Source organism: Chitinophaga silvisoli, assembly GCF_003412465.1.
GTDB lineage: Bacteria > Bacteroidota > Bacteroidia > Chitinophagales > Chitinophagaceae > Chitinophaga > Chitinophaga silvisoli.
The window spans coordinates 49532-74707 of record NZ_QTJV01000012.1; the positions used below are offsets into that span (position 1 = coordinate 49532).

Annotated in this window: 21 protein-coding genes; 11 read left to right on the forward strand and 10 right to left on the reverse strand. The window is 44.5% G+C overall.

The genetic code is table 11. From position 1 onward, the window contains the following. Positions 1-1448: 1448 nt before the first annotated feature. The 7 genes from DXN04_RS26510 (at position 1449) to DXN04_RS26540 (ending at position 11038) form a co-directional block, all read left to right on the forward strand. Positions 1449-1991 carry a hypothetical protein gene (locus DXN04_RS26510; protein ID WP_116856437.1) on the forward strand — a complete coding sequence of 181 codons (543 nt, stop codon included), beginning with the start codon at positions 1449-1451 and terminating at the stop codon, positions 1989-1991. Between the two features lie 706 nt (positions 1992-2697). Beyond that, positions 2698-5082, forward strand: a complete 2385-nt coding sequence (locus tag DXN04_RS26515; RefSeq protein WP_116856438.1) for an outer membrane beta-barrel family protein — start codon at positions 2698-2700, stop codon at positions 5080-5082. Continuing rightward, a complete protein-coding gene (locus tag DXN04_RS26520; RefSeq protein ID WP_116856439.1) occupies positions 5045-5941 on the forward strand; it encodes a histidine kinase in 897 nt (298 codons plus the stop codon). The genes DXN04_RS26515 and DXN04_RS26520 overlap by 38 nt, the downstream gene beginning before the upstream one ends. 494 nt (positions 5942-6435) lie before the next feature. Further along, on the forward strand, positions 6436-6996 hold the full coding sequence (locus DXN04_RS34910; RefSeq protein WP_158569159.1) for a sensor histidine kinase: 561 nt from the start codon (positions 6436-6438) through the stop codon (positions 6994-6996). After that, on the forward strand, positions 6993-7682 hold the full coding sequence (locus tag DXN04_RS26530) for a LytR/AlgR family response regulator transcription factor (RefSeq protein WP_116856441.1): 690 nt from the start codon (positions 6993-6995) through the stop codon (positions 7680-7682). Before DXN04_RS34910 ends, DXN04_RS26530 begins: the two co-directional genes overlap by 4 nt. A 623-nt stretch (positions 7683-8305) precedes the next feature. Then, positions 8306-9868, forward strand: coding sequence for an alpha,alpha-trehalase TreF (gene treF, locus DXN04_RS26535; protein WP_116856442.1), 1563 nt, complete (start codon positions 8306-8308; stop codon positions 9866-9868). Between the two features lie 291 nt (positions 9869-10159). After that, entirely contained in the window at positions 10160-11038 is an 879-nt protein-coding gene (locus DXN04_RS26540; protein ID WP_116856443.1) for a right-handed parallel beta-helix repeat-containing protein, read from the forward strand. 64 nt (positions 11039-11102) lie between these two features. Here the strand turns inward: DXN04_RS26540 and DXN04_RS26545 are convergent, their stop codons facing one another. After that, complete coding sequence (locus tag DXN04_RS26545; protein ID WP_116856444.1) at positions 11103-11912, reverse strand: ankyrin repeat domain-containing protein; 810 nt, start codon at positions 11910-11912, stop codon at positions 11103-11105. Beyond that, complete coding sequence (locus DXN04_RS26550; RefSeq protein ID WP_116856445.1) at positions 11909-13360, reverse strand: glycoside hydrolase family 28 protein; 1452 nt, start codon at positions 13358-13360, stop codon at positions 11909-11911. Before DXN04_RS26550 ends, DXN04_RS26545 begins: the two co-directional genes overlap by 4 nt. Before the next feature lie 51 nt (positions 13361-13411). Between DXN04_RS26550 and DXN04_RS26555 the strand changes: the two genes are divergently transcribed. From DXN04_RS26555 to DXN04_RS26570, 4 genes are all read left to right on the forward strand, one after another. Continuing rightward, positions 13412-13930, forward strand: coding sequence for a 2'-5' RNA ligase family protein (locus DXN04_RS26555; protein WP_116856446.1), 519 nt, complete (start codon positions 13412-13414; stop codon positions 13928-13930). Further along, the gene (trxA, locus tag DXN04_RS26560; protein WP_262512543.1) at positions 13927-14280 is read left to right on the forward strand and encodes a thioredoxin; all 354 of its coding nucleotides are present in this window, start codon (positions 13927-13929) and stop codon (positions 14278-14280) included. The genes DXN04_RS26555 and trxA overlap by 4 nt, the downstream gene beginning before the upstream one ends. Positions 14281-14364: 84 nt before the next feature. Further along, positions 14365-16239 carry a M1 family metallopeptidase gene (locus tag DXN04_RS26565; protein ID WP_116856448.1) on the forward strand — a complete coding sequence of 625 codons (1875 nt, stop codon included), beginning with the start codon at positions 14365-14367 and terminating at the stop codon, positions 16237-16239. 5 nt (positions 16240-16244) lie between these two features. Then, entirely contained in the window at positions 16245-16976 is a 732-nt protein-coding gene (locus DXN04_RS26570) for a hypothetical protein (RefSeq protein WP_147320069.1), read from the forward strand. 40 nt (positions 16977-17016) lie between these two features. Here DXN04_RS26570 and DXN04_RS26575 read toward each other — a convergent pair whose 3' ends face one another. The 8 genes from DXN04_RS26575 to urtB all read right to left on the reverse strand — a co-directional run bounded on the left by DXN04_RS26575 (position 17017) and on the right by urtB (position 25175). Next, the gene (locus tag DXN04_RS26575; RefSeq protein ID WP_116856450.1) at positions 17017-17301 is read right to left on the reverse strand and encodes a chaperone modulator CbpM; all 285 of its coding nucleotides are present in this window, start codon (positions 17299-17301) and stop codon (positions 17017-17019) included. 4 nt (positions 17302-17305) lie between these two features. Then, positions 17306-18220 (reverse strand): DnaJ C-terminal domain-containing protein, encoded by a 915-nt coding sequence (locus tag DXN04_RS26580; RefSeq protein ID WP_116856451.1) that lies wholly within the window; start codon positions 18218-18220, stop codon positions 17306-17308. A 347-nt stretch (positions 18221-18567) separates the two neighbouring features. Next, positions 18568-19233: a response regulator transcription factor gene (locus tag DXN04_RS26585; RefSeq protein ID WP_116856452.1), complete on the reverse strand. Its 666-nt coding sequence runs from the start codon at positions 19231-19233 to the stop codon at positions 18568-18570. A 5-nt stretch (positions 19234-19238) separates the two neighbouring features. After that, positions 19239-21020, reverse strand: a complete 1782-nt coding sequence (locus DXN04_RS26590) for a sensor histidine kinase (RefSeq protein WP_158569161.1) — start codon at positions 21018-21020, stop codon at positions 19239-19241. Between the two features lie 46 nt (positions 21021-21066). Then, on the reverse strand, positions 21067-21774 hold the full coding sequence (gene urtE / locus DXN04_RS26595) for an urea ABC transporter ATP-binding subunit UrtE (protein WP_199415141.1): 708 nt from the start codon (positions 21772-21774) through the stop codon (positions 21067-21069). After that, the gene (gene urtD, locus DXN04_RS26600) at positions 21771-22526 is read right to left on the reverse strand and encodes an urea ABC transporter ATP-binding protein UrtD (RefSeq protein WP_116856454.1); all 756 of its coding nucleotides are present in this window, start codon (positions 22524-22526) and stop codon (positions 21771-21773) included. The genes urtE and urtD overlap by 4 nt, the downstream gene beginning before the upstream one ends. Continuing rightward, a complete protein-coding gene (urtC, locus tag DXN04_RS26605; RefSeq protein WP_116856455.1) occupies positions 22517-23554 on the reverse strand; it encodes an urea ABC transporter permease subunit UrtC in 1038 nt (345 codons plus the stop codon). Before urtC ends, urtD begins: the two co-directional genes overlap by 10 nt. Before the next feature lie 4 nt (positions 23555-23558). Continuing rightward, positions 23559-25175 carry an urea ABC transporter permease subunit UrtB gene (gene urtB / locus DXN04_RS26610; RefSeq protein ID WP_199415142.1) on the reverse strand — a complete coding sequence of 539 codons (1617 nt, stop codon included), beginning with the start codon at positions 25173-25175 and terminating at the stop codon, positions 23559-23561. Between the last annotated feature and the right edge of the window lies 1 nt (position 25176).

The window sequence follows — 25176 nt, forward strand, 5'->3', positions numbered from 1 at the left end:
GATGGAAGACAAGGGGGGAGGTAATATGGGCTCAAACATGAAAACCGGATCGTGGAGTCTGGACAATAAATGCCAGACCCAATATGCTAAATTATGGTTGTTGAAACTTTGGACTGGAAGACAAGAGAGGAGGCAGTATGGCCTCAAACATGAAGGTCGGAGCTTTGAGCCTGGACAATAAATGTCAGATCCAATAAACTAAATTGCGGTTGTTGAAACGTTGGGATGGAAGACAAGGGGGGAGGCAATATGGGCTCAAACGTGAAAGTCGGATTGTGGAATCTGGACAATAAATGACCGACCCAATATGCGAAATTATGATTATCGAAACGTTGGATTGGACAATAAAGGATAGGCCATATATACTAAATTATGCATATTGAAACATAGCAGCTGTAAACGGGCCCGGCGTATAAAGACGAATCCGTTAGGGTCTGAATAAATATGATGGCTAAAGGACGATGGTTATTAAATTCTACGGTTAAACCCGAGAGACGAAATTTGAAGGCTTAATTGAAATCTGAAGGCTGAATTATGAAGGTAGGATAAATGAGGACTGGTTTTTAAAGGATAAGCGATGATTCCAGAGACATGGAGGTCTATATTTCGAGGGCATGGCCCTAAAGAATAGCCCCTGAATGTTGGCCTTTCGGGAAAACCAGGAAGATAACCCCATAGGTTTCAGACCATGAGTGCGGTAACTTTTAGGCCAAACCAGCCGGGTAATACCCCAAAAGTAGACCCTTAATGTTTGCCCTTTAGACTAAGCCAGGCTGGCAAAACCATAAGTTCCAGACCATAAAACAGTGCCTTAAAAGCTAAACCACGAAAGTGAAACATAAAACCTGGAACATAAAACCTGGAACATAAAAACCTGGAACATAAAACCTGGAACATAAAAACCTGGAACATAAAACCTGGAACATAAACCTGGAACATAAACCTGGAACATAAAACCTGAAACATATAACCTGAAACATATAACCTAAAACATAAAACCTGAAACATAAAACCTAAAGCCTAAAGCCTGAAACCTAAAGCCTAAAACCTAAAACCCGAATGCTAAAACCTTAAACCCAAAATGAGAAACTTGACACCCCATTTTGGGAAAAGATGGTACAATCTTCTAAACTACCCGCCTGTTTAAAAAAGAAATTACCTGTTCCTGATAAAAAGATTTGAAGCAAAAAATATGAATTTACATCTCATTTTTAATAACGAAAATCTAATCATGACATTGATATTATTAAGTTGAAATTTTGAGAGACAATACTGATAAAAGCATTCATTTTGATCAACAATAATTCATGAAAAAACATTTTTAAAAAGACAATGCGCATGCGGGTATGACCGTGAAAACGCAAATTTTCAATATAAAATATTAATTAGAGAATTATATTGGAGCAGAAATTGAGTATGTTTACTCTTTCAACGTAAATACCTTTTATATGCCCGATCACCAAGGCTTCCATCTATTTCATTTTGTGTTTCTTCAGATGAAGGATGAGAACATCCCTTTTAAAGTAATTGTGGAAAGAATGAAGTCAGTACCTGAAATTATTCTTCAGGAATGGAATCAGAAATTTGAAAAAGAAGCAACTCCGATTGATCCCAGAATCTATCTCTATATGGAGTTGTCACCGGTGCAGGAAAATGGATGTCGCTTTCAACCTTACCATTTTGAAAATACCCTGGATGCTTTGAGATATGAACTCGATGAGTTGTTGTACGAGAAATCCCAGAAAATACTGTTTAATGAAGAAAGTGCAGATGATGAGACATTTCTGATTATGCTTGAGAAGACGAATTCATTTTGTCATCGATATTTGACAGATATTTCTATCACGGCTTTAACTGCCAATAACTATTGGATAAGCTTTACGATTAACGAAGATCAGGAAAGGGTAGTTAAGCAAGCAAAGAAGGCTATCCGGTTTTATATGAAATGGGTGTATAACAGGAATAAAATAGTTGAGTTTAGCTGGAACTAGTGGGGGATGCGTGCACGGAGTTAAAAAATCAAATGTGAACCGGCCTAAAAATATTAACCCGATTGTCGGAGCAAATTTGAGCTATTACAGTTTATTAATAATTTTGGTCAAGAACAATGCAACCTTCAAATCTAAGAACGATAGTTTACACAGTTAACTTAACTGTAATTGCTACTATTTATTCTCATCTGATATTTTAAGCATCATCAGATGAACTCCCAATCATTTATTTCTTTTGAAATCCCCTTCAGTCTTTGGGAGGGCATTCCAAAAGAAATAAAGATTCAGATAAGCGTTAGAGCAAGCCAAAGCTACCTGGAATAAACTGTCAGATTAAATCTCAACTATTTCAATTTAAATGTGAACCGGCCTAAAAATATTAATCCATTTGTCGGAGCAAATCGAAGCTATTACAGTTTATTAATAATTTTTGTCAAGAACAATGCAACCTTCAAATCTAAGAACGGTAGTTTACACAGTTAACTTAACCCTCTCTAACTATTACCCATTATCCAAACAGGCTATTAATTTCATAACCTGAATATTTCCCCTATTCGTTTCAAATCCCCCCTTTAGGCCTCGAATAATTGATTTACCAAAAATCCCCCAAACTCATCCATCCACCCCCTGGCACCTTCTCCTTACCGAAATCTTTTCCCCCTCCCTCCCCAATCCCCCACCTTTACATTCCTAACCAACAAAACTCATGAAACTACTCAACCTCTTATTCTGCCTTGTAGCCATCACCCAGGTAAACGCCCAGCACTTACGCGGAAAAATCACCGATCCTCAGCACCTCCCACGCCCTTACGTCCTGGTCATCCTTGCCTCCGACAGCGCCTATACCAAAGACGTAAGATCCACCATTTCCTCCGATTCCGGAACCTACACCTTCAATAACATTCCCTCCGGCCAATACTACCTCCGCGCCACCTTCCTGGGGCTAAAATCCTATAATAACAAGATCACCATACCAGGCAGAGAATTAAATATCATCATGACCGACTCCTCCTCCCAACTCAACGAATTCGTCGTAAAAAGTCAAAAACCAACCTTCCAAAAACTCACTGACAAATTCGTCTTCAACGTCGCCAACTCCACCCTCACCTCCGGTAGTACTGCCTACGACGTACTCACGCACACTCCACTCCTCATCCCTGGCAGCAACGGCAATCTCAACATCGCTGGATTTCCCGCTGTGGCCACCGTCTATATTAACAATAGAAAATCCCTCCTCACCGGCGATGACCTCATGACCTACCTCAAAGGTATGTCTGCCGACAACATCATCAGCATTGAAATCATTACCAACCCCTCTGCAAAGTACGAAGCAGGGGCCTCCGGTGGCATCATCAATATCTTATTGAAAAAAACAGAAGACGAAGGCCTGAACGGTACCCTGACCTTATCAGACCGTCAGAATAAATTTAATGAACAACGAATCTCAGGATTACTCAACTATAAAAAGAGAAGATACGCCCAACAATTTCAACTCACTGCTACCAACAGCAAAAACTTCATCCAACTATACGGTACCACCCTCTACCCAAAAATCAACGAAGTTGAATCTCTCAATACCGAAATAGTCTCCGCATACAAAGACATCTTCGCCAATACCGCCATCGACTATGAACTCTCTTCAAGGATCAATATCGGCGGCTCCATCGAATACAAAAACCACTCCAGCACCGCCAGACAAACTACCCTCAACTACATCCAATACCCCTCCTACACGGACTCCCTGCTCAACCATGGCAAGGAACCCGGTGCTAACAATATCCTTAACGGCAACCTATACTTTAAATTCAATGATACTAAAAAAGGTCGCTCCCTTGACCTAAATGTAGATGGCATCATCTACAACAATAAGGACAATAGTGAATATCTCTCTTACTACATGAACAAACCATCCGACATCTTCAACGGCTATCGCTCCGACATCAAACAGGAAATCCACAATTACAGCTTCAAGGCCGACTATACCCAGCAATTCTTATTGAAATCCACTATGGAACTAGGTGGTAAATACACCTATACCGAAACAAAGAACCCATATAATTTTTATAACCTCAACATCCCGTCCAACGAATACATCTACAATCCCGGTATCTCAAATTATTTCATTTACCAGGAAAAGATCATCGCAGCTTACTTAAACCTGCAAAAAAGCCTTACAGAAAAAATATCCCTGAAAGCCGGCGTACGCATGGAAACCACCAACACCCACAATATTCAGAAAGTTACCAGTACCAACAACTACACACGTTGGTTGCCATCCGCCATGCTCAACTACGCCATCCATGCCAACCACAACCTCTCTTTCGCTCTTAAAAGTGATTTCAACCGCCCAGCCTTCTGGCAAATGAACCCATTCATGACCTACACCAGCAATAAATCAGGTGTACAAGGCAATCCATTCATCAAACCAACCCAAAGCATCCATGCAGAACTCACCTACGTGTACCACCAAAATTATATCTTCATGGCAAGTTATGGCAAAGAGAAAAGTCTTTTCCAACAAGTCGTAACCTTAGTGCCACCTGACACACTCATCTACTATTGGAATAACTACGGTTTCTCCAGATCCCTTTCCCTCACCTCCGTGATCAATAAAACGATTATCAAAGATCTCTGGACCGCCAGCATAACCAACGCCCTCGAATGGCGTACCCTCAATGTCACTGCCAATGGCATTGCCTCCGAAAATACTTATCCACTCTACATGTTGAATATTAACAATAATTTCACTAATATCGCGCACACGGGCATTGATGCCACCATCAGTGGCAGTTACATTAACCAATATGCACAGGCGAATATGCTCATCAAATCATTTGGCAATATCAACCTGGGTGTGAGTAAAAATTTTGCAAAACCTGACCTGAAAGTTAGCCTTGCTGTAGACGATATATTATACACCGGTTATTTCAGGTTCCGCACCCTCCCCAATGACCAAATGATGAATACAGCTGTCAGCAAAAATAGCCCCCGCATGGTACGCATATCGCTGATGAAAAAGTTCGGTAATAAAAAGATGAAGAAATTTAATTCAAATGATAGCGGCAATAAGCAGGAACAAAACAGGATCTAACTGGCTCCGGAAATACAGGGTATGGATGCACATCGCCTTCTGGGGATTGTACTACGGTTTCCTACTCATGTATTTCTGGAACATCGACATGATCGGGAACTCATTCCACCTGGAGAATCATACCCAGGTGTTCCAGCTTTGCGGAATCCTGCTTTTCATTAGCATATATCTCCATTATGGTACCGTGTATGTGGTCATACCTGTATACAGGAAAAGTATCAGCCTGGGCATTCTACTGACCTTGTTATACGTTTTTAGCACCTACTGGCTCAGTCATTTCCTGTTCACGAAATTGTTGTACGTCCACAATGATATGCGGATTCATAACTATTACTATTCAAGGAATCTCTTCTCTATTAGCAATGCCTTTTTCTTTTTTAATGTAACCATTTATCTCACATTTACATCTATCACGCTAAAACTCGCACTGAGTCATTACACTGCTTCAAAGAAAACACTCCTCTTGTCGCAATTAAGGAACGACATTGAGGTAGAATTCCTGAAATCACAAATTAAACCGCATTTTCTATTTAATGCATTAAACTCCATTTATGGCATTGCATTAAATGACCAGCAAGCGATTGATCTATTGCTCGATTTCTCAAAATTATTAAGATACCTTTTATATAACAGCGATGATAACGTGACTTTAGAAGAAGAAATTAACATCATCAGGATCTTTTCTCAAATCAATCACAAGATCAACCCTGGGCTACATATCTCTTTTGAATTTAATAAAATAGATAATCGTACCATCCGGAAATATGACTTATTCACCCAGGTTCAACACATATTTCAGTCACCCTCTAAAGAAGCATATACTTTAATAGAGGAAAACGATACACTTTACTTCAGATGAATATTGATAAATTAATAGCGCTCATTACCAAAAGAAGACTGCTCTTCCATTTGTCATTCTGGTGGTTATATGGACTGTCCAGGCTATTACTTTTACACTTAAGTATTCCTGACTTAAGCTTAACATACGCCATTTTAAATATACTATATGTTCTGCTATTAAATATTTTCTTCTACTACTACCTCGCGTACCTTACTACTCCATTTTTTAGAAAGGGACGTTACATAATAGGTGTTTTACTCCTACTGGCCACTTTCCCTTTGTGGGTGATCTTATCTATGACTTTTTCGGACATCAGCCTGATGTGGGACCATTCATTCTATCCCGAAATAAGAAAGATATTCCTGTGGCACACCTTTGAAGAGTTTGTAAATGCATGGTACCTTTTTGGCGGCGTGCTATGGGGTGTCTTACCTCCGATCATGATAAAGCTCCTATTAGAAACCTATAGGCATATTCAACGCCAAAGGTCTATTCTGTCATACAATAATCAAATGGCCAAAAAACAGGCATATTCTAACTTAGCCCCTGAATTTATTTTTGGCACATTGCAACTGATACAGGACAAATTAAAAAACAATCAAAACGCACAACAGGCGACCACCCAACTCACCAATTTACTGGATTTCGCATTTTATAAAAGCCAAAAAAAAACCGTTACCACCCAGGAAGAAATTGATTTCCTGGAAAGCTATATCGGCTTTGAGAGAATGCGGCATTCACCCAACCGTGTCTCAATTCATTTCGAACATAGCGTGAGTGAAAATTACACCATCCCCCCGCTGCTATTTATCAACTTCATCGAAAACGCTTTTAAACACGGCGTGAACAGCACCATCCAACAATCATGGGTAAAAATATACTTCCATGAAAATAATGGCATCTTATCTTTTAAAGTACAAAACAGTTTACCGAAAAACACCACCAAATCCTCAGGTGGTATTGGTTTAAAAAATGTTCGCAGACGCCTGGAACTGGAATTCCCAGGCAAATTCGTACTGAACTCAATGAAATCTGATATCTTTGAAATTGACCTGGAAATACAACTGAGATGAAAGTATTAATTGTAGAAGACGAGCCGATCGCCCAAAATATATTGCTGGACTTTTGTGGAAGGATCTCTATTTTATCAACACCTGATGTAGCGGACAATGCCATTGAAGCATTTGAGATGATCAAACAGCAGCAGTATGACCTGCTGCTATTAGATATCCAGATGCCGGAAATGGATGGACTTACCCTTGCCAAATTACTGCCTTACAATTCTACCAATATCATATTCACAACCGCATATTCTGAATATACACTGGATGCATTTGAACTGAATGTAGTAGATTATCTTATGAAACCATTCTCTTATGAACGGTTTCAGAAAGCGATCCAGAAAGTCCTCTCCCGCAAAATGCCGGAAGCACCACCAACTGAAGATGCTATCTTTATCAAAATAGATGGTCAGTTTAGAAAATGCCGGTTCAATTCGATTTTATATATTGAAGCACTTAGTGATTATGTAAAAATACATACTACCGAAGGGAGTTATCTTTTCTTCTCGACCATGAAAGCCATGGAAGAACGCTTGCCTGCCAACAGGTTTTTCCGTATTCACAATTCTTATATAGTCGCGATTGAAAAAGTGGAAACCCTCTTTGGTAATACTGTAAAGATCACCAATGGAGTGGAGTTGCCCATTGCCAGGAACCGGAAAGATAAATTGTTTGAATTATTGAAGATCAATGAATAGTCAAGGCCTTCATTAAAAATTGCATGTCTGCTTTATTCAACATATGGTATATCATGTGTATTTATTGGAATGATTCATTGCATGTCTGCTTTATTCAATATAAAACCATAAAGTATTGCCTTATTGATCCCCAGCCTATTCAAAATGGTCATTCCCTGTTTCTCCCCAACTACTCAGACAACACGCTATAATATGTTCATTTCCAATGCCCCATTTTATGAGCAAATTCATCTATATGAACAACATATACCGCTGAGCACCTTAGCCCCCAAAGATAACAATTACCATTCCCCCCCTTCCTGCTAAAAAGGGAACCCCCTGATAGCATCCGTTACGCTGAACCAACCGCCTCCTAAGCTAAACCCCGGGGAGTATGTAGCTGGGTAAATGCCACTTCTATAAGTGGCAGGAGAATTGCAGCAGGTTCATTAATTAATGGAATCACAAATGGAAATTTATGAGGGTAAGTCATTGTAAGCTGAAATAAATAAACTAGATTGAAGGAAATGCCTTTATTCTAATCCAAACCACTGCATCCATTCCTTGAATAAAAGCAAAACAAAACAATCACATTTTCCATCACAAAAACACTCCCGGTCATCAACATAATTCAACAGAACAGCATGAGAACAATAGCTATCATTTACCTGATTCTCCTCTTTACGGCCTGTAAACAAACTACACCCGTCAAAGACGAATCCCCCATCCAACTCTACCCCGGACTCTTCGAAGAAGTTCAATCTGCCCATATTTTTGCTGACAGCAAAACCTTTGCAGATGCCATCCCTAAGAAGACACCCGGCGAAATCATGACCGATTACAGAAAACAAAAAGACCAGCCATCTTTTCAGCTCTCCGCTTTCGTCAATGATCACTTCACCATTCCTGCCCCCGCTGCCGCCAATTATATTACTGACACTACCCAGGATGTCTCCGCCCACATCCACTCCTTATGGAAAATATTACAGCGTACGCCCGACAAGCAGGAAACAGGCGGCTCCCTCATTCCCCTGCCACATCCATACATCGTACCCGGCGGCCGGTTCAGGGAAGTATATTATTGGGATAGCTACTTCACCATGCTGGGACTGAAAGAAGACGGGGATACCGCCCAGATTGACAATATCATCAACAACTTCGTATGGCTCATCGAAAACCATGGCAGCATTCCAAACGGCAACCGTACTTATTACCTGACCCGTTCCCAACCACCGTTCTTTTCCCTGATGCTGGAACTGAACAATCGCCCTGTCTCCAACTACCTCGACGCTTTACAAAAGGAATATGACTTCTGGATGCATACCAGCCAGAAAGAAACTGATGAACATGTCGTATATCTCCCGGATGGACACCGTATGAACCGTTATTTTGACAAAGGAACCTGGCCACGGGAAGAAGCCTATACTGAAGATCTTCAGACCGCCCAGCGGCCTGTAAATCACAAATCCAAAGAAGCCGTCTACAGGGAGCTCCGTTCTTGTGCTGAAACCGGCTGGGATTTCAGTAGCCGATGGTTTGAAGATGGGCATACCCTGAAGACAATCCATGTTACCGATATTGTTCCCGTGGATCTTAACTGCCTGATGTATCACCTGGAAATGACGCTCGCCGCCGCTTATCGCGAAAAGGGAAATAATGCCAAAGCAACTGAGTTCGAAAAAGCAGCTAAGCAAAGAGCAGATGACATTATCAGATATTGCTGGGATGATAGCAAGGGCTGGTTCATGGATTATGATTTCAAAAAGAACAGCCGTACAGGTATTCCAAGTCTGGCAGGTATGTATCCACTGTTTTTTGGTATTGCCACACAGGTACAGGTAGATACGATGATGAGAGAATTGCAGGCAGAGTTCCTGCATCCCGGCGGCCTGGTGGCTACGCCCATTGAAACCGGGCAACAATGGGATGCACCCAATGGCTGGGCTCCTTTGCAGTGGATGTCAATTGCAGGACTGCTGAAATACCATAAAGATTCACTGGCTGGAGAAATTGCCTCCAGATGGTCGCATTTAAATATCAAAACATTCAGGGCCACAGGGAAGCTGTTAGAGAAATACAATGTAGTGGATACTACACTTGCTGGTGGGGGAGGAGAGTATCCCAATCAGGATGGTTTTGGCTGGACAAATGGGGTCTTAATGAAGATTCTGCATATGCAGGAGAAGGGAGAGTTGAAGTATCCTTAAGCTGATTAAGCAGACCAGAAATAAGCTTAACTGGGCATGTCAATAATAATAAACCAAATGGTCATCAACTAAACGAACCACAAAATCCAACAAACACACTCAACATACAAAAGGGGAAATGAATTAAATTCCCCTTTTGGCACATCCCTTAGTCCAACCGCCATCGTTGCCGGGAACGATTGCGTAAATAAATCCCCTCCCTCTTATTCACTTATCCTCCATTTAATTGTAAAATTGACATAGTTGCGCAGCTATATTACCCTCATTTCTTAACCCTTTTATTTCCCAGTTATGAAGATCAATCTGATGATTGCCCTATTGGTAGTAGCATGTACCAGCTGTAGCAAAAATGAAGATCAGGTAAAGCTACCTCCTCCGGCTACCACCGCCGCCCTTGGCGAAGTGACCGCCGCCGCTACCACTACTGTTACCACTGAAGCTGCTTTGAAAACAGCTGTTGCCAATGCCAAAGCAGGCGATGTCATCGCTATCAGCGGTACTATCAACCTCACCAGTACCCTTCAATTACTCAATAGCGGTACCGCCAATGCCAAGATCAACATCTACGGCGGCACCCTCAACGCTGCCAATGCCGGTAGCTGGGCGGTGAAAGTAAATGGAAGCTATTGGAACATCCAGAACATGCGCATTACAGGCGGTCCCTCTTCCGGGATCGTATTCCAGTCAGGCGGTAACAACTACGTGAACAACATCACCGCTGATTACAATGGCAATACAGGCATCCAGGTGTATAATGGCGCTTACAATGTAAGTGTCAATAACTGTCATTCCAATCAAAACTATGACGTATCTGCAGGTGGTGAAGATGCCGACGGCTTTGCCTGCAAACTTTCCAGCGGCGCTGGTAATTCTTTCACTGGTTGCTATGCTTCTTATAACTCAGATGATGGATGGGATCTATATGGCAACCCATACCCGGTAAAGATTAGCGGTTGTACTGCAGAGCACAATGGCAAAGGTGCTAATGGTGATGGCAATGGATTTAAATTGGGTAGTTCCGGGCAAAGTATCGCGCATACGATTACTAACTGCGTAGCAAATTATAACTCTCCGGGTTGGGGTTTTACAAGGAATGGTAATGCGAAAGGAGTCATTAAATACAGCGGTTTGAGTGGTACCGGTAATGCTGCAGGTTTGATCGATTTGTAAAAAACAAGTTGTAGCATACAATAAAAAAACCGCTTTTGCCTCAGGCAAAAGCGGTTCCCTCACGCTATTTAACCAACCTTATTACGCGATCATCCCCCGCCCGCCGCGCATGATCCGCCGGCGAATCCCCATTTCCATCCCTTACATCCACCCGTGCATGATACGCCAACAACAACTTCACCATCCCCGTATCCCTGTTCCTGCACGCATTCATCAAGGCCGTATTCCCATTATCATCCGCCGCATTCACATCCGCCCCACGATCCAGCAATAATTTCGTCAGACTCACATTATGCCTGTTCGCCAGCAACATCAACATCGTCTCATGATCATGCATGATGAAATCCACTTTCGCCCCATGATCCAGAAACAACTTCGCAATCTCCTCATGCTCATTTGATACTGCATACGCCAATGGTGTCAATCCTTCTCTCGATACAAGATCCAATTGCGCACCCTGCCGCAGCAGCATTTCCGTTATATCCATATACCCTCTGCTGGCTGCATACATCAGCGGCGTTACACTATCCCTGTTCATCGCATTGACATTGGCACCATGAGACAACAATACATTCACCGTCGTCTTAAATCCTTTAAACGCTGCCAATGACAAAGCCGTCTCACCAAAATTATTCTTCGCCTCTATTTGCGCATGCGCACCCAACAAGGTCGCTACGATATTCGGCTCATCATCCGCCGCTGCCCTGATCAAAGGCGTAAATCCTTCCGCATCCCTGACCTCTGTATCCGCTTTGTGCTTCAGATCATAACGAATACTCGCTTCATCTTTGTGCACCACCGCATGCATCAGGTCCCTGTCATATAAATTACATGCACTACAAGTTACAAACAACAATAGGTAATAAGGTTTCATAAGGAGATTTTAATAAACGGTGCGGCATCCTCCGGAATGGCCGGCTGCTGACTTGTTTTGAATTTTACATTTTTAAATTGAATGTCTTTTATGGCTGTTGCTTCTACGCCCTTTCCAGCCTGGATATAAATATTTTTAAAGTGAATATCATGCACCGGCATCTCCGGCAAGCCACGAAACAGCATCGCTGTTTTCGCACCACTACAGATTACATTGCTGATATAAAAATCCCTGAACTCAGGAATCTTCAGCGCCGCACCATCTGGCAATGTCGCCGCCTCGTAATAGGTATCAAAAGACACGGCTTCATTCACTATTGAGATCATCCTGATACTATCGATATAGATATCCTTTACCAGTCCGCCTCTGCCTTTGTTACTCTTCACACGAATACCTACATCACTGCCTTCAAACAAACAATGTGTCACATAGATATTGCGCATGCCGCCATCCGTATTACTCCCAATCACAAAACCCCCATGCGCACGGTATACGATACATTCTGCAATCAATATATCAGAAAGCGCTACGGAAGATCCATCTCCGCTTGACTTCATACAGATCCCATCATCACCCGCATTCACTGTAGTATGATAGATAATCACTCCCTTGCAGGCACTGATGTCTATACCATCTCCATTCTGTGCCCAGGCTTCATTGAATACATTGGTATTCCGTATGACCAGGTCACTCACCTTCTGCGGATTGATCACAAAATTGGGTGAGTTCCGAAAGGTAGGTCCATCTATTAATACCCGGCTGCTATTGGTAATCACCACCATCTTAGGCCGTAAAAAATCTCTCGCAGCCAGGTAATCATCTGCAGTAGCGCCCTCTTTCAGCGTCTTCAGATATTGTTCTCCGTTCATCGCTTCTTTGCTCGGCCACCAGATCTTTCCATCTTCACTGACTACACCCCCTGATGCTACTACCTTGTCCCAATGTGCAGCTGTCACCTTCATCTTTTTTAGTGGCCGCCAGCTCTGCCCATTGCCATCAAATGCACCTTCGCCGGTGATAGATACATCCTCCAGGTCACGACCGCTGATAGGCGGTGCCACCTCAAACTTGTGTCCATTCCGCAGGAGCGGGTATAAGCTACGATCAGGTGTAAATAATACCAATGCACCTTTCTCTACATGCAGGTCTACATGACTCTTCAATACTATCGGCCCGCTCAGCCAGGTACCCGCAGGTACAATCACATGCCCGCCACCTGCCGCCGCACAGGCATCGATCGCACGTTTAAAAGCAACTGTATTTAATGCTGTACCTCCTTCTACAGCACCGTAATCCGTAAGCACAAATCTTGATTCAGGTATAACAGGCTCCCGGATGGCCTGCATGGGAAATGGTGCCTTATTCAGGTAATAATCGACCGGATGGGTCTGGGAGAGGACAGGCAGGGATAGTAAACTGACCACAGCCAGTAGTAAAAGTTGTCTCATGGAACGTGGGAATTAGATCGTTTTCTAATTTACGTATTTTTGCTGCCTCAGATGGCACAAATTTTACAAACGGGTACGCTGATCATTACACTGGATATGGGTCCGGCCGATCAGGCATTCTTCAATTCATTGAGGGAAAAGCATTTTCCTGCACATGCCAATTACCTGGATGCACATATCACCCTGTTTCATAAATTGCCTGCTAATGAAGGAAGTATTCCCCGAACACTCACTGAATTTGCGAACAGAGCTCCGCTTGAACTGGCAGTTTCTAATGTGCACCTGATGGGCACCTGTGTCGCTTACACGCTTGCATCAGGAGAACTCAAAAAATTACATGAACAAATGCAAAAAGCATTTGAACCCTGGCTGATCAAACAGGATCAGCAACCTTTACGGCCCCACATCACCGTTCAGAATAAGGTCACCGCATTTAAAGCCCAGCAGTTACACCAGGAGTTAAGCAAAACCTTCAGCCCCTTTACGATTCAAACCACCGGGTTCAGTACCTGGAAATACCTGAAAGGGCCCTGGAAATTGCTGGATAAATACCCTTTCCTGCCACTCTGACACCAGCCTTCCGCTGGTCTGATAATTGCACTCTTTCCACCAAAACAACTACCATGGCAACCTTTTCAGAAATGATCAACAGCGATAAACCGGTATTGGTAGACTTCTTCGCTACCTGGTGCGGACCTTGTAAAACCATGGCCCCCATCCTGGAAGACGTGAAGAAAAAGATCGGCGAATCCGCCAGCATCATCAAAGTAGACGTAGATAAAAACCCACAGGCAGCCGCTGCTTACCAGATACAAGGTGTACCTACCCTCATCCTTTTCAAAAATGGGAAAGTACTCTGGCGCCAGTCAGGCGTTGTTCCAGGACATAATATCGAACAGATCATCCGTCAAAACGCCTAAATAACAAGCCTACCGCTGCTGGAAAATTTGCCCATGCCCTGAAAATTCTATCTATTTTTATAGAAAATATTGAAAGCAGGTTACATGATCAAATCTTTTAGCAGCCTGGTAGCTTTACTGGGTCTTATTACCGTCGTTCACGGGCAGGAACTTTACCAGCCCCGCAATATCAAAAAAGCCTATACCAATCAAACCAGGGATCTAAACGGGAAACCAGGCCCTAAATACTGGCAAAACACCGGTAGATACGATATCCAGGTCACCGCTAATCCTCCTTCCCGTACCATCTACGGCACAGAATCCATCCGTTACATCAATAACAGTCCTGATACGCTTAGAAAAATTGTGATCAGACTGATCTGCAATATTCATAAGAGCCAGGCACCTCGCTCAGGCTACGTCAGCAAAGACTTTCTCACCGATGGTGTCTTCATCGATACCCTTACCATCAACGGCACCCCGGTTGATTTCGACAACAATGTTGGTACGGTTGCCGATGTCAATCTTCCCCGGCCACTGAATGCCAAAGACAGCATGCAGCTTCACATTAGCTGGCATTACGACATGTCCGTGCAGAGTGGTCGTGAAGGTGCCATCGACAGCACTACTTTTTTCCTCGCTTACTTCTATCCCCGCATATCCGTATACGACGATTACAATGGCTGGGACAAGATCGAGCACTCGGATAGGGTAGAGTTCTACAGCGACTTCAACGATTATAAAGTGGCTGTGAAAGTACCGGCTAACTATGTAGTATGGGGCACCGGTACCTTGCAGAACGTGGATGAAGTACTCCAACCCGCTTTCGCTAAAAAACTGAAAAACAGCTATACATCTGACGATGTGATCCACATCGCCACCAAAGCTGAGATGGAAGGTCAGCAGGTAACCCGTCAAAACAAATGGAATACCTGGATCTTCACTTCCAAAAATATTGCTGATGCCACCATTGGTCTTAGTAACCATTATGTATGGGATGCAGCCAGTGTAGTCGTAGACAGTGCCACTAAACGCAGAGCCAGTATACAGGCTGCCTTTAGTGACAATGCAACCGATTTTCACCACTCAGTAGAGTTCTCTCATTACGCATTGAATTATTTCTCAACCCAGTGGCCTGGCGTGGCTTATCCTTTCCCTACCATGACGGCTTTCCAGGGCTTTGCAGACATGGAATACCCGATGATGGTGAATGATGAAAGCACGGGAGACGACCTCGAATTCGGCCAGCTGGTGCAGGATCACGAGATCGCTCACACCTACTTCCCATTCTATATGGGCATCAACGAAAGCCGCTATGCTTATATGGACGAAGGTTGGGCTACCACCTTTGAATACCTGATTGCCATCGCAGAAAAAGGGCAGGAAAAAGCAGATCATTTCTACAAAAACTTCCGCGTAAGGAGCTATATCGGCGATCCTTCTTCTGAGGAAGACCAGCCTGTCATCACCCAATCGAACCAGGTCAGCGGTCATGGTTATGGCAACAACTCTTACGGCAAGGCTTCCCTCTCTTACCTCGCGCTGAAAGACCTGCTGGGCGATAAGGATTTCAAAAAAGCCCTTCATACCTACATGAATAACTGGAATGGCAAGCACCCCCTTCCATGGGATTACTTCAACTCCATGAATGCCGGTAGCGGCCAAAACCTGAACTGGTTCTTCAATAACTGGTTCTTTTCCAATAACTATATCGACCTGAAACTCTACCGTTTCGATCAACAGGGAAATAAACTAAATTTAGGCATCCATAACGTCGGTGGTTTCGCTATCCCCTTTGACATTGTGCTGACCTATGAAGATGGTACCACCGAAACTATTCATAAAACTCCTGCCGTGTGGAAGCCGGGTTCCAAAGACCTTGCACTCACCGTGCCTGCAGCCAAAAAGCTGACTGGCATAAAACTGGACGGTGGCATCTTTATGGATGCAACGCCGGCAGACAACGACTGGAAAAAATAGCAAGCATGCGTTTATTATTACTACTATCCCTATGCATGACTTCCTTTCAGGATGGAGGTTTACTCCTGAGCAAATGGAAGTCTCACCCTCTCCCGGTAGATAAATCTACTTTAGCGCGGTATGAAAAGAGTGCTGCCGACTATGCCGTGTATATGAAATACGGCGATGTATATGCGACCAAAGAATTGGTAATGGCCAACCAGTCATTGCCTTTCCTGATCACGTCTACACCCGCAGATTCCGGCAAACTGACCGGCAATCGTTCTATATTACAAACCAATGAGGGCAATTACCTCGTGGCCTTTTACAGGGCCGCAGGAGGAGGGAGCCTCTACCAGTTTGATGCAAGAGGTAAAAGCAAAAAGAAGATTGCTGAACTGCCCATTGTTAAACTGCTGGACGGAGAAAAGAGCACCTTTGCGGTTGTTGCCGATACAGTTCATGGTATTGTGAAAGTTAGCAATGGCCGGATCAGCCCTTTTAAAAGGCTGACATCTACTCCACTGGCGGCAGATATGGATGATGCAGGCAATATCATTGTCATTACTGATAAAGCCCTGCTGTCAGTAGATAAAACCGGTGGCGTGCATACACTGATAGAGAAAGGATTCTGGAATGGATATTTGTTCCCGCGATCATTGGTCGCATATAACGGGAAAGTATATGTGGGAATGAGAAATGGCGTGCTGACTTACAACCCGGCCACAAAGAAATCGGAGTGGCTAATGGAAAAATAACTAAAAAAAGCTACCGGTTTACCCCGGTAGCTTTTTTAATTCAATCCCCGTTCTCGTACAAATTTAACCGCATCCTGAGATTATGCATCTCGCCCTGCATGTTACGTATTCTATCCAGCAAATGCCTGATCACATCAATCCCCTCCGTATTCACGCCCATCTCGTAATGCCAGCGTGTATAACTTTCCAGGTCAGGTAACTGCTCTTCTTCAATAAAAGGACCGTCAGTTGCAATGGTGAGTACGATTAGCCCCTCATCTGCTAACGCATGTATAAAAGATGTATCGATATTATGAATCGTGCAATAGTGCGTAATGGAAATCATGATACTAGTTTTTAGATGAAACACTTGCTAACTCACGGATCAGCTCTTTCTCTTTTTCACTCAGCCCTGTAGGCAGTATCACATTGTAAGTGATAATCAGATCGCCTGCTTCACCTTCCTTCTTATATTTAGGAAATCCCTTTCCTTTCAGCCTGACCTTCGTTCCGTTCTGTGTTTCAGGTTTTACTTTCAGTTTTACTTTTCCATTCAGTGTATCGAAGGTAATTTCTCCACCCAGCAAAGCGGCATAAAGATCTACATCTACATTTGCATACAGGTCATCGCCAGAGCGTTTAAAGTGCTCATCATCCTCCACTATAAAAGTGATATACAGATCGCCCGCAGGTCCTCCATTACCACCCGGTGCACCATGGCCCTTCAGTTTGATCACCTGGCCGTTGGCAATACCCGCAGGTATTGTAATGCGTACATTCTGATCATTCACCTTCAGGGTATGCTGGTGGGTCGTAGCTGCCTCCCGCAGGCCCAGGTGCAATTCTGCCTGGTAATCCTGCCCACGGTATTTAGCCTGGCTACGCCTGCCACTACCACCGCCGCGGCCAAAAAGAGATTCGAAGAAGTCAGAGAAATGCTCCCCTGAGAAATCTCCGCCAAAGCCCTCAAATCCTGTTTGACCACCATAGGTATAACCCTGCTGCTGCTGTTGCTGCTTCGCATGTTCAAACTGCTCTGCATGCTTCCAGTTCTCGCCGTACTCGTCGTACTTCTTACGCTTGTCCGGGTCGCTTAACACCTCGTTCGCCTCGTTGATCTGTTGAAATTTCAGGTTAGCCTCTTTGTCATTCGGGTTCATGTCGGGGTGATGCTTCCTCGCCAGCTTACGGTACGCTTTCTTGATATCATCGGCTGAAGCTGTTTTATCCAGTCCCAGTACTTTATAATAATCTATAAAAGCCATATGTAATATTTATTCTCTTGTAATAGGATTATCAAAAGTCAGTCCGGAATGGAAGAGTGTGACGGAAAGTCGGGGCCGGCAGAAAAAACCTGACCAAATGACAAAGCCGGAATATGAGTATTCCGGCCATTTCTTAAACCTACAACTGTTACACTGTTTTGTAACTGTATATTTTTAATATGATGATGATCAAATTAGTAACACAAATTTAGGTAGGATGGGGAAGGGGGACAATGCACAAAACACGGAAAAAATTGTACAAATTGATCCTAACTAGTCTAAAAAGCTCAAATCCCTTTGGAAAATCAAATTTTCCAAAGGGATTTGCCTGTAAGTTGTAAGACGATTTATTCTTCTTTCAATAAATTCGCACTCCTGCAATATTCAATTACTTCCTCTATTGAGTTCACCTGGAACTTCCTCAGGATATTCATCCTGTGTGCTTCGATGGTTCTGATACTTAGCCCCAGCGACTCGGCTATGTCCTTGTTATTCAGTCCATTATTGACCATCCTGATGATCTGTTCCTCCCTTCTGCTCAATGATACATCTGCCGCCTGTGCTACAGGATTTGCTGCACTCTGCCTCGCTGCCTGGTATTTCTTGACTAATACATCACTCACCTCCCCAATAAAGTAATACTTGCCATTATGAATGGTCCTGATGGCATTCAGGAAGATCTTGTTGCTGGTATCCTTCAATATGTATCCACTTGCCCCCATCTCCAGTGCTGCCGCCACATAATCCGGTTCGTCAAATAAGCTGAAGAACAGGATATGCGTTCGCGGACTCGCCTTCAGCAATGCCGTGCTCGTCTCCAGACCATTGATACCCGGCATACGGATATCCATAATCACGACATCGGGCTGCACATTGCTCAGGCTATGCAAGGCATCTTCCCCTGTACTGGCTTCTCCTGATACTTCCATATCCGGTTCACTGTTGATCAATTGTTTCAAGCCATTCCTGAAGATTTCGTGATCATCGACTAAAAATACCGAGATTTTATCCATGGGTGTTAAAATGAGATTTCTAATTGTATAATTGTGCCTTTTCCTGGTTGTGTATTGATGCTGAGGGTGCCTCCCAGTAGTTCTGCGCGTTCTTTCATATTACGCAGCCCGTTTATTTTCTTTACCTGCTCGCGCGAAAAGAAATGCTGGCTGTCATAATAAAATCCTTTACCATTATCATGAATCATCAGGTTCAGAAAACTTTCTTCGCGGTCTATATGTACATCTATCTGGGTGGCCTGGGCATGCTTTATGGCATTGTTCAGCGCCTCCTGCAAGATACGATAGATCCCTATTTCTACCTCCCGGGGCAAAGGCTTTGAAAGGTTACATTCCTCCAGGCTGAAGACTACATTCCTTGCCGTTTCCCTGCAGGTTTTTATCAATTCTTCTATTGCCGCCCGCAGCCCGAAATCTTCCAGCACACTGGGTAGGAGATCGGAGCAGATCCTTTTGGTTTCTGTAATTATACTGGCCAGCAAGCCATTGACCTTACCAATTTCCGCATTTGGTTCCGGCAGTTTATCCTCCACCTGTTCCATCTTCATACGCAGGCTGGTCAGCATTTGTCCTATGCCATCATGGATCTCTGCCGCTACCCGTTTACGTTCTTTCTCCTGTCCGCTGATGATGGCATAGCTACGGATCTTCTGCTCCATATCCTGCCTCCGCAGCTTCTCTTCCGTCAGTTGCCTGATTTCCCGTTCTGTATTTTTACGTTTCGTAATGTCACTGCAAATCACCATGTACTGGTACAACCTGCCTGTATTGTCAAATACAGGAATCATCGTTACATCCAGCCAGAAGCCGGTGCCGTCAGAAGCATGGTCGAAAACCTCTCCCTGCCATACTTCCATCTTCCTGGCAGGATCATTCAGGTGATCGAAGTAGTGGTGAAAAAGCGGTTTGCCACGCAACTCCGACATACTATATCGTGTTACATGGCAGTATTTATCATTTGCATAAATTATATGACCTTCATGATCCGTTTTCACCAGGTAGGTAGCCCTGTCCAGCGCATAAGTCACCTCTCTCAGCTCACTGTGGGATTGTTCCATGAGCTTATTGGCTTCCTGTAGCTGATCCGCCAGTTGTTTTGAGGTCTCTTCTGAGGCGATGAGCCCTTTGATCACTTTCCGGATCCGCATGGATAAAGGGTAAAAAATTACCCCTGCCTCGATCATCAGCGTCAGCAATACCAATCCCAGCATCAGGTATTCCACCTGCTTCAGTTTCCGCACCCGTTCTTTTGAAAAACGGTCATAGTCAAATACGATCAGCTCCATGCCAAGCAGGTAAGACTTCTCGTAAGCCAGGATCGTCTGTACATATGGATGGATCACAGCCGTATCCACCGGCTTGTCACTGTTCAGCACTGAGCTCATAGCGGAAGCCGCCTTCCAGATCTCCTGGTGCGGTGTCCGTATAATGTCGAACATCTGCTTCAGCTCATCCTGGTCATTGGCAGGCAGGTTCAGGAAATTGCTGCCTGATTGCAGCCCTTCGTGTGACTTCTGCCATTGCATGAGGGTATTGGTAAACTCCTTGCGGTTTGTTTCAATATCCTGCCCCGATTCGATCAATAGTGCCAGTTTGCACAGCGTCTGACTGTAGGTACGCAGCCGCGCAGCAAAGTTGATCACATGGGAATCGTGCATCTGGTGACTCAATGCCTGTTGAATGCCAATCTGGCTCACAATAGAGAGCACGGCCAGCGTGGTGAGCGCGACCGCATACATAGCAGTAAAGAATTTGAAAACCCGGCGATCTTCTGAGATACGATGCATATAGCTATGAAGATAATAAAAATCCTTCCTGCCAGGTAGTCTTTTATTAAACCGCGATATGCCTTTCCAGTGAAGCAAAGTCCATTTCCTCCGCACTTCCATGATTGATCATTTTGCCCCTGTCCATAAAATAATAATAGTCGCTTACCTGCCTGGCAAAGTCAATTTTCTGCTCTACCAGCAAAACTGACAAGCCCTTTTCCTGCACCAGCTGCTGTAAAATATGCCCTATTTCCTGCGCTATACTGGGCTGTATACCCTCCGTAGGTTCATCCAGCAGCAGCAGGGAAGGGCGGCTGACCAATGCCCGGGCAATCGCCAGCTGTTGCTGCTGACCACCACTCAGGTTGCCACCAGCCCTTTTCCTGAAATCTTTTAAGATGGGAAACAGGCGGTAGATTTCCTCCTCCGGGATCCCCGCCCTGCGATCGGGGGCTGCTTCCAGTCCCAGTAATAAATTCTCATACACCGTCAGTTTAGGGATAATCTCCCTGCCCTGTGGCACATAGGCAATCCCTGCCTTCGCTTTGCCGGCAGGCCCCAATGCGGTAATATCCCTGTCTTTGAATACTACCTTTCCCTCCCGGGCAGTGATCACACCCATAATCGTTTTCAGAAGCGTCGTTTTACCCACGCCGTTTCTCCCCATTACAGTCGTCACTGCACCCGCCTTTACCTCCAGACTGGTGCCCCAAAGGATGGTACTTTGCCCATAGGCAGCCACCACATTTTCTACCTGTAAAATCTTGCTCATAAATTTTCGAGTTGAGTATTGTTACGGCCCAGGTAGCAGTCGATCACACGCTGATCATTCCTGATATCGTTAAAACTCCCTTCTACCAGCAACTTCCCTCTTTCCAATACCGTTACCCTCTCCCGGGCAATCTGCTGAACGAATTTCATATCATGCTCAATCACGATGATGCCGTGATTGTTGGATAATTCCAGTAAGAGTTCTCCCGTCTTATACGTTTCCTCATCACTCATCCCTGCTGCAGGTTCGTCTATCAGTAACAACTTCGGATCCTGCAGCACCACGATACCTATCTCCAGCCATTGCTTCTGTCCGTGCGACAAGGCCCCGGCTATGGAAGAAAGCACCTTCGTCAATCCAATCTTTTCTGCCACCTCGTGAATTCGTGCTTTCAATAACTGCGATGGTTTGAAAAACAAAGAAGACAAAATATCCTTCTTCATCTTCGCCGCCAGCAATAAGTTGTCATACACAGTCAGGCCCGGGAATACCGAGGGCTGCTGGAATTTGCGCCCTATACCCAGTCTGGCTATGCTCACTTCCGTCATGCCCATGATCGCCCTGTCATTGAAGTACACCTCACCTGTATCTGGTTTTGTTCGTCCGCAAATGATGTCCAGGAAAGTACTTTTGCCCGCGCCATTCGGACCGATGATCACCCGCAGCTCCTGTGGCTGCAGACTAAAATGACTGAGCGATAAGGCCTGTACCCCGCCAAAGGATACCGCCAGGTTATTTACACTTAATAGCATGGTTCTTTTCTTTTAGTCAGGTTATCCATCAATCCTACAAAGCCTTTGTCAAAGAATAATACCGTGATCACAAACAGGAAGCCCAGGATGTACAACCAGGAATCAGGGAATAAACTGGTACAGATACTATACAGGAAGTTCACCAGCAAGGCCCCGGCTACAGCACCTTTCAGCTTACCTCTGCCACCCAGCGCCACCCACATTACCATCTCTACGGATGCTTTTACATCCATACGCCCTGGTGTGATAATACCCGTTTGCGGTGCGTAGAGCATACCACCTATCGCCGCCAGCAGCGCGGCTACCACGAATACTGCCAGTTTATAATCCATCACCTTGTACGCGGTAAAGCTTACCCTCGATTCACTATCCCGTATTGCCTGCAGGACCTTTCCGAATTTGGAATGCGTGATCTGGTAACAGGCGAAATATGCAACGCACAGGAGTAGCAGGGACATTAAATAAAGGCCCAGTTTTACATAGGTATTTGATAAAGGCAATCCCAGCAACGTTTTAAAATCAGTGAGGCCGTTCGTACCTCCCAAACCAGTTTCATTCCGCAGGAACAGCAGCCACATAGCCAATGCCAGTGCCTGTGTAATAATGGCCATATACACACCTTTGATCCTGCTCCTGAACAATACATAGCCAATCACAAAAGCAAGAAGAGACGGAATGACCAGGCAAAGAACCAATGTCAGACCAAATGACTGAAACGGCACCCAGAAGAAGGGTAAAGATTCAACCTTGTTCCATACCATGAACTCCGGTAATGCACTGCCACTGGTCTTCAGCAGCATATGCATCGCAATGCCATAACTGCCTAAACAAAAGAAGAATGCCTGGCACATAGAGAGAATACCGGTATAGCCCCAGATCAGGTCAATGCCCAGAGCTGCAATGGCAAAACAAAAATACCGGCCCCATAGTGATATAGTATTGATCGATACCCATCCCATCAGGTGTCCCGCCGGTAAGAGTAAGGCGAAAAATGCGATGAAGAGCAGGTAATAAATTTTCTTTTCCATAAGATTAATCTTCTGCTAATCGCCCCTTGTAAGGAAAGAGGCCCTTAGGTTTGTACTGCATAAACAACATAATGAACAGGAGGATGCATACCTTGCCATATACCGCCTGGAAAAATGCTTCCAGGATCTTGGTGAAAAATCCAATCCCCAGTCCTGATACAATCGTACCCACGATCTTTCCAACACCACCCGTCACCACCACCAGGAAGGAATCCACGATGTAAGTCTGCCCCATATCAGGCACCACATTCCCGATCAGGGTCATGGCACAACCTGCTATGCCGGCGAGTCCTGAACCAAAGAAGAAGGTCAGCGCCGCCACTTTTTTGGTGTCGATTCCCAGGCATGCACTCATATTCCTGTTTTGCGTAACAGCCCTGATCTGTAAGCCGATCCTGGTTTTGTAAAGCATGAGGTAGGTCAGCAACACGATCAATGCCGTCAGGCCTATGATAAAAATGCGGTTGTATGGCAATACCAGGTGTGGTGATACGGCTAAACCTCCCGATAAGAAAGCAGGTGTTTTCACAGCTGTCAGGTCGCCAAACAGGGAGCGGGCAGTCTGAATCAGGATCAGGCTCACACCCCAGGTAGCGAGCAGGCTTTCCAGTGGTCGTGCATAGAGGTGCCTCACCACCAGTCTTTCCAGCAGGAGTCCCAGCAGGCCTGCTACCAGGAAGGACAGTGGGAGAGAGATGATAAACAGCAGGTCAGTGTAAGGTACCTTCAGTACTTCAGTAAATAAGGTTTGAATACAATAAGTAGTGTAGGCTCCAATCATGAGAAATTCTCCGTGGGCCATGTTGATGATGCCTGCCAGGCCATAGACAATCGATAGGCCCAGGGCAATCAGAATAAGGATACTTCCCAAACTTAATCCACTAAATAAATTCTGCACTTTCTGCAGGTAGTCATACTTACGTTCTAAAGAGCTTGCTTTTTGCCCTGCATAGTCCGCAAAAGGCTTTTTCGATTTTGCATATGCGGATAAGAAAACCGGGGCATTGTCGCCCCAGTTTTCGGCCAGACTGTCAATATATCTTTTGGCAGTCTGTGCATCAGTAGTAGTATTCAATTGAATGGCGTACAGGATGTCTTTGCCGGCGCGAAGCGCATCAGTATTGGTTTCCCGGGCAAGAGCCACCTGCAGCATTTCAATACGGTGAGGGGCATGACTGTCTTTCAGCTGACCATAAGCGAGCATTCTTTTCGCTGGTTCAGGACTAAAAAGTTCCAGTATGGGTAGTATACCGTTGAGTAACAACCGGTCAGCACGGCTGATCTCTACTACCGTTAACGCATCAATGGAGGTGTGAAGCGGTTGACCATTCTTGTTGACCAACAATTCGTTCTTCGGATACAATGAATATATTTCATAAGAGGATGTTCCATTTTTTTCTCCGGTTGTAACAGCCTCATTGTTGAATAAATACAGTTTTTTATTGTTGATCGCATTCAGCAGCGCAAATGTTTGCGGGTCCTGCCTGGCGACCAGTTGTTGAATAGCGTAGGTCTTTTCACTATCATGCAATATCTGCGATACGAATATGGTCGTGCTATCGGTAGCAGCCATCGCCCACTGCGTCCATAACACAAGGGCTGCTATAAGCATGTTCTTCATG

Bases quoted from the DNA above. Each gene is read 5' to 3' on its own strand.
- DXN04_RS26510 (WP_116856437.1), top strand. From the start codon at position 1,449: ATGCCCGATCACCAAGGCTTCCATCTATTTCATTTTGTGTTTCTTCAG.
- DXN04_RS26515 (WP_116856438.1), top strand. From the start codon at position 2,698: ATGAAACTACTCAACCTCTTATTCTGCCTTGTAGCCATCACCCAGGTA.
- DXN04_RS26520 (WP_116856439.1), top strand. From the start codon at position 5,045: ATGATAGCGGCAATAAGCAGGAACAAAACAGGATCTAACTGGCTCCGG.
- DXN04_RS34910 (WP_158569159.1), top strand. From the start codon at position 6,436: ATGGCCAAAAAACAGGCATATTCTAACTTAGCCCCTGAATTTATTTTT.
- DXN04_RS26530 (WP_116856441.1), top strand. From the start codon at position 6,993: ATGAAAGTATTAATTGTAGAAGACGAGCCGATCGCCCAAAATATATTG.
- treF (WP_116856442.1), top strand. From the start codon at position 8,306: ATGAGAACAATAGCTATCATTTACCTGATTCTCCTCTTTACGGCCTGT.
- DXN04_RS26540 (WP_116856443.1), top strand. From the start codon at position 10,160: ATGAAGATCAATCTGATGATTGCCCTATTGGTAGTAGCATGTACCAGC.
- DXN04_RS26545 (WP_116856444.1), bottom strand. From the start codon at position 11,912: ATGAAACCTTATTACCTATTGTTGTTTGTAACTTGTAGTGCATGTAAT.
- DXN04_RS26550 (WP_116856445.1), bottom strand. From the start codon at position 13,360: ATGAGACAACTTTTACTACTGGCTGTGGTCAGTTTACTATCCCTGCCT.
- DXN04_RS26555 (WP_116856446.1), top strand. From the start codon at position 13,412: ATGGCACAAATTTTACAAACGGGTACGCTGATCATTACACTGGATATG.
- DXN04_RS26565 (WP_116856448.1), top strand. From the start codon at position 14,365: ATGATCAAATCTTTTAGCAGCCTGGTAGCTTTACTGGGTCTTATTACC.
- DXN04_RS26570 (WP_147320069.1), top strand. From the start codon at position 16,245: ATGCGTTTATTATTACTACTATCCCTATGCATGACTTCCTTTCAGGAT.
- DXN04_RS26575 (WP_116856450.1), bottom strand. From the start codon at position 17,301: ATGATTTCCATTACGCACTATTGCACGATTCATAATATCGATACATCT.
- DXN04_RS26580 (WP_116856451.1), bottom strand. From the start codon at position 18,220: ATGGCTTTTATAGATTATTATAAAGTACTGGGACTGGATAAAACAGCT.
- DXN04_RS26585 (WP_116856452.1), bottom strand. From the start codon at position 19,233: ATGGATAAAATCTCGGTATTTTTAGTCGATGATCACGAAATCTTCAGG.
- DXN04_RS26590 (WP_158569161.1), bottom strand. From the start codon at position 21,020: ATGCATCGTATCTCAGAAGATCGCCGGGTTTTCAAATTCTTTACTGCT.
- urtE (WP_199415141.1), bottom strand. From the start codon at position 21,774: ATGAGCAAGATTTTACAGGTAGAAAATGTGGTGGCTGCCTATGGGCAA.
- urtD (WP_116856454.1), bottom strand. From the start codon at position 22,526: ATGCTATTAAGTGTAAATAACCTGGCGGTATCCTTTGGCGGGGTACAG.
- urtC (WP_116856455.1), bottom strand. From the start codon at position 23,554: ATGGAAAAGAAAATTTATTACCTGCTCTTCATCGCATTTTTCGCCTTA.
- urtB (WP_199415142.1), bottom strand. From the start codon at position 25,175: ATGAAGAACATGCTTATAGCAGCCCTTGTGTTATGGACGCAGTGGGCG.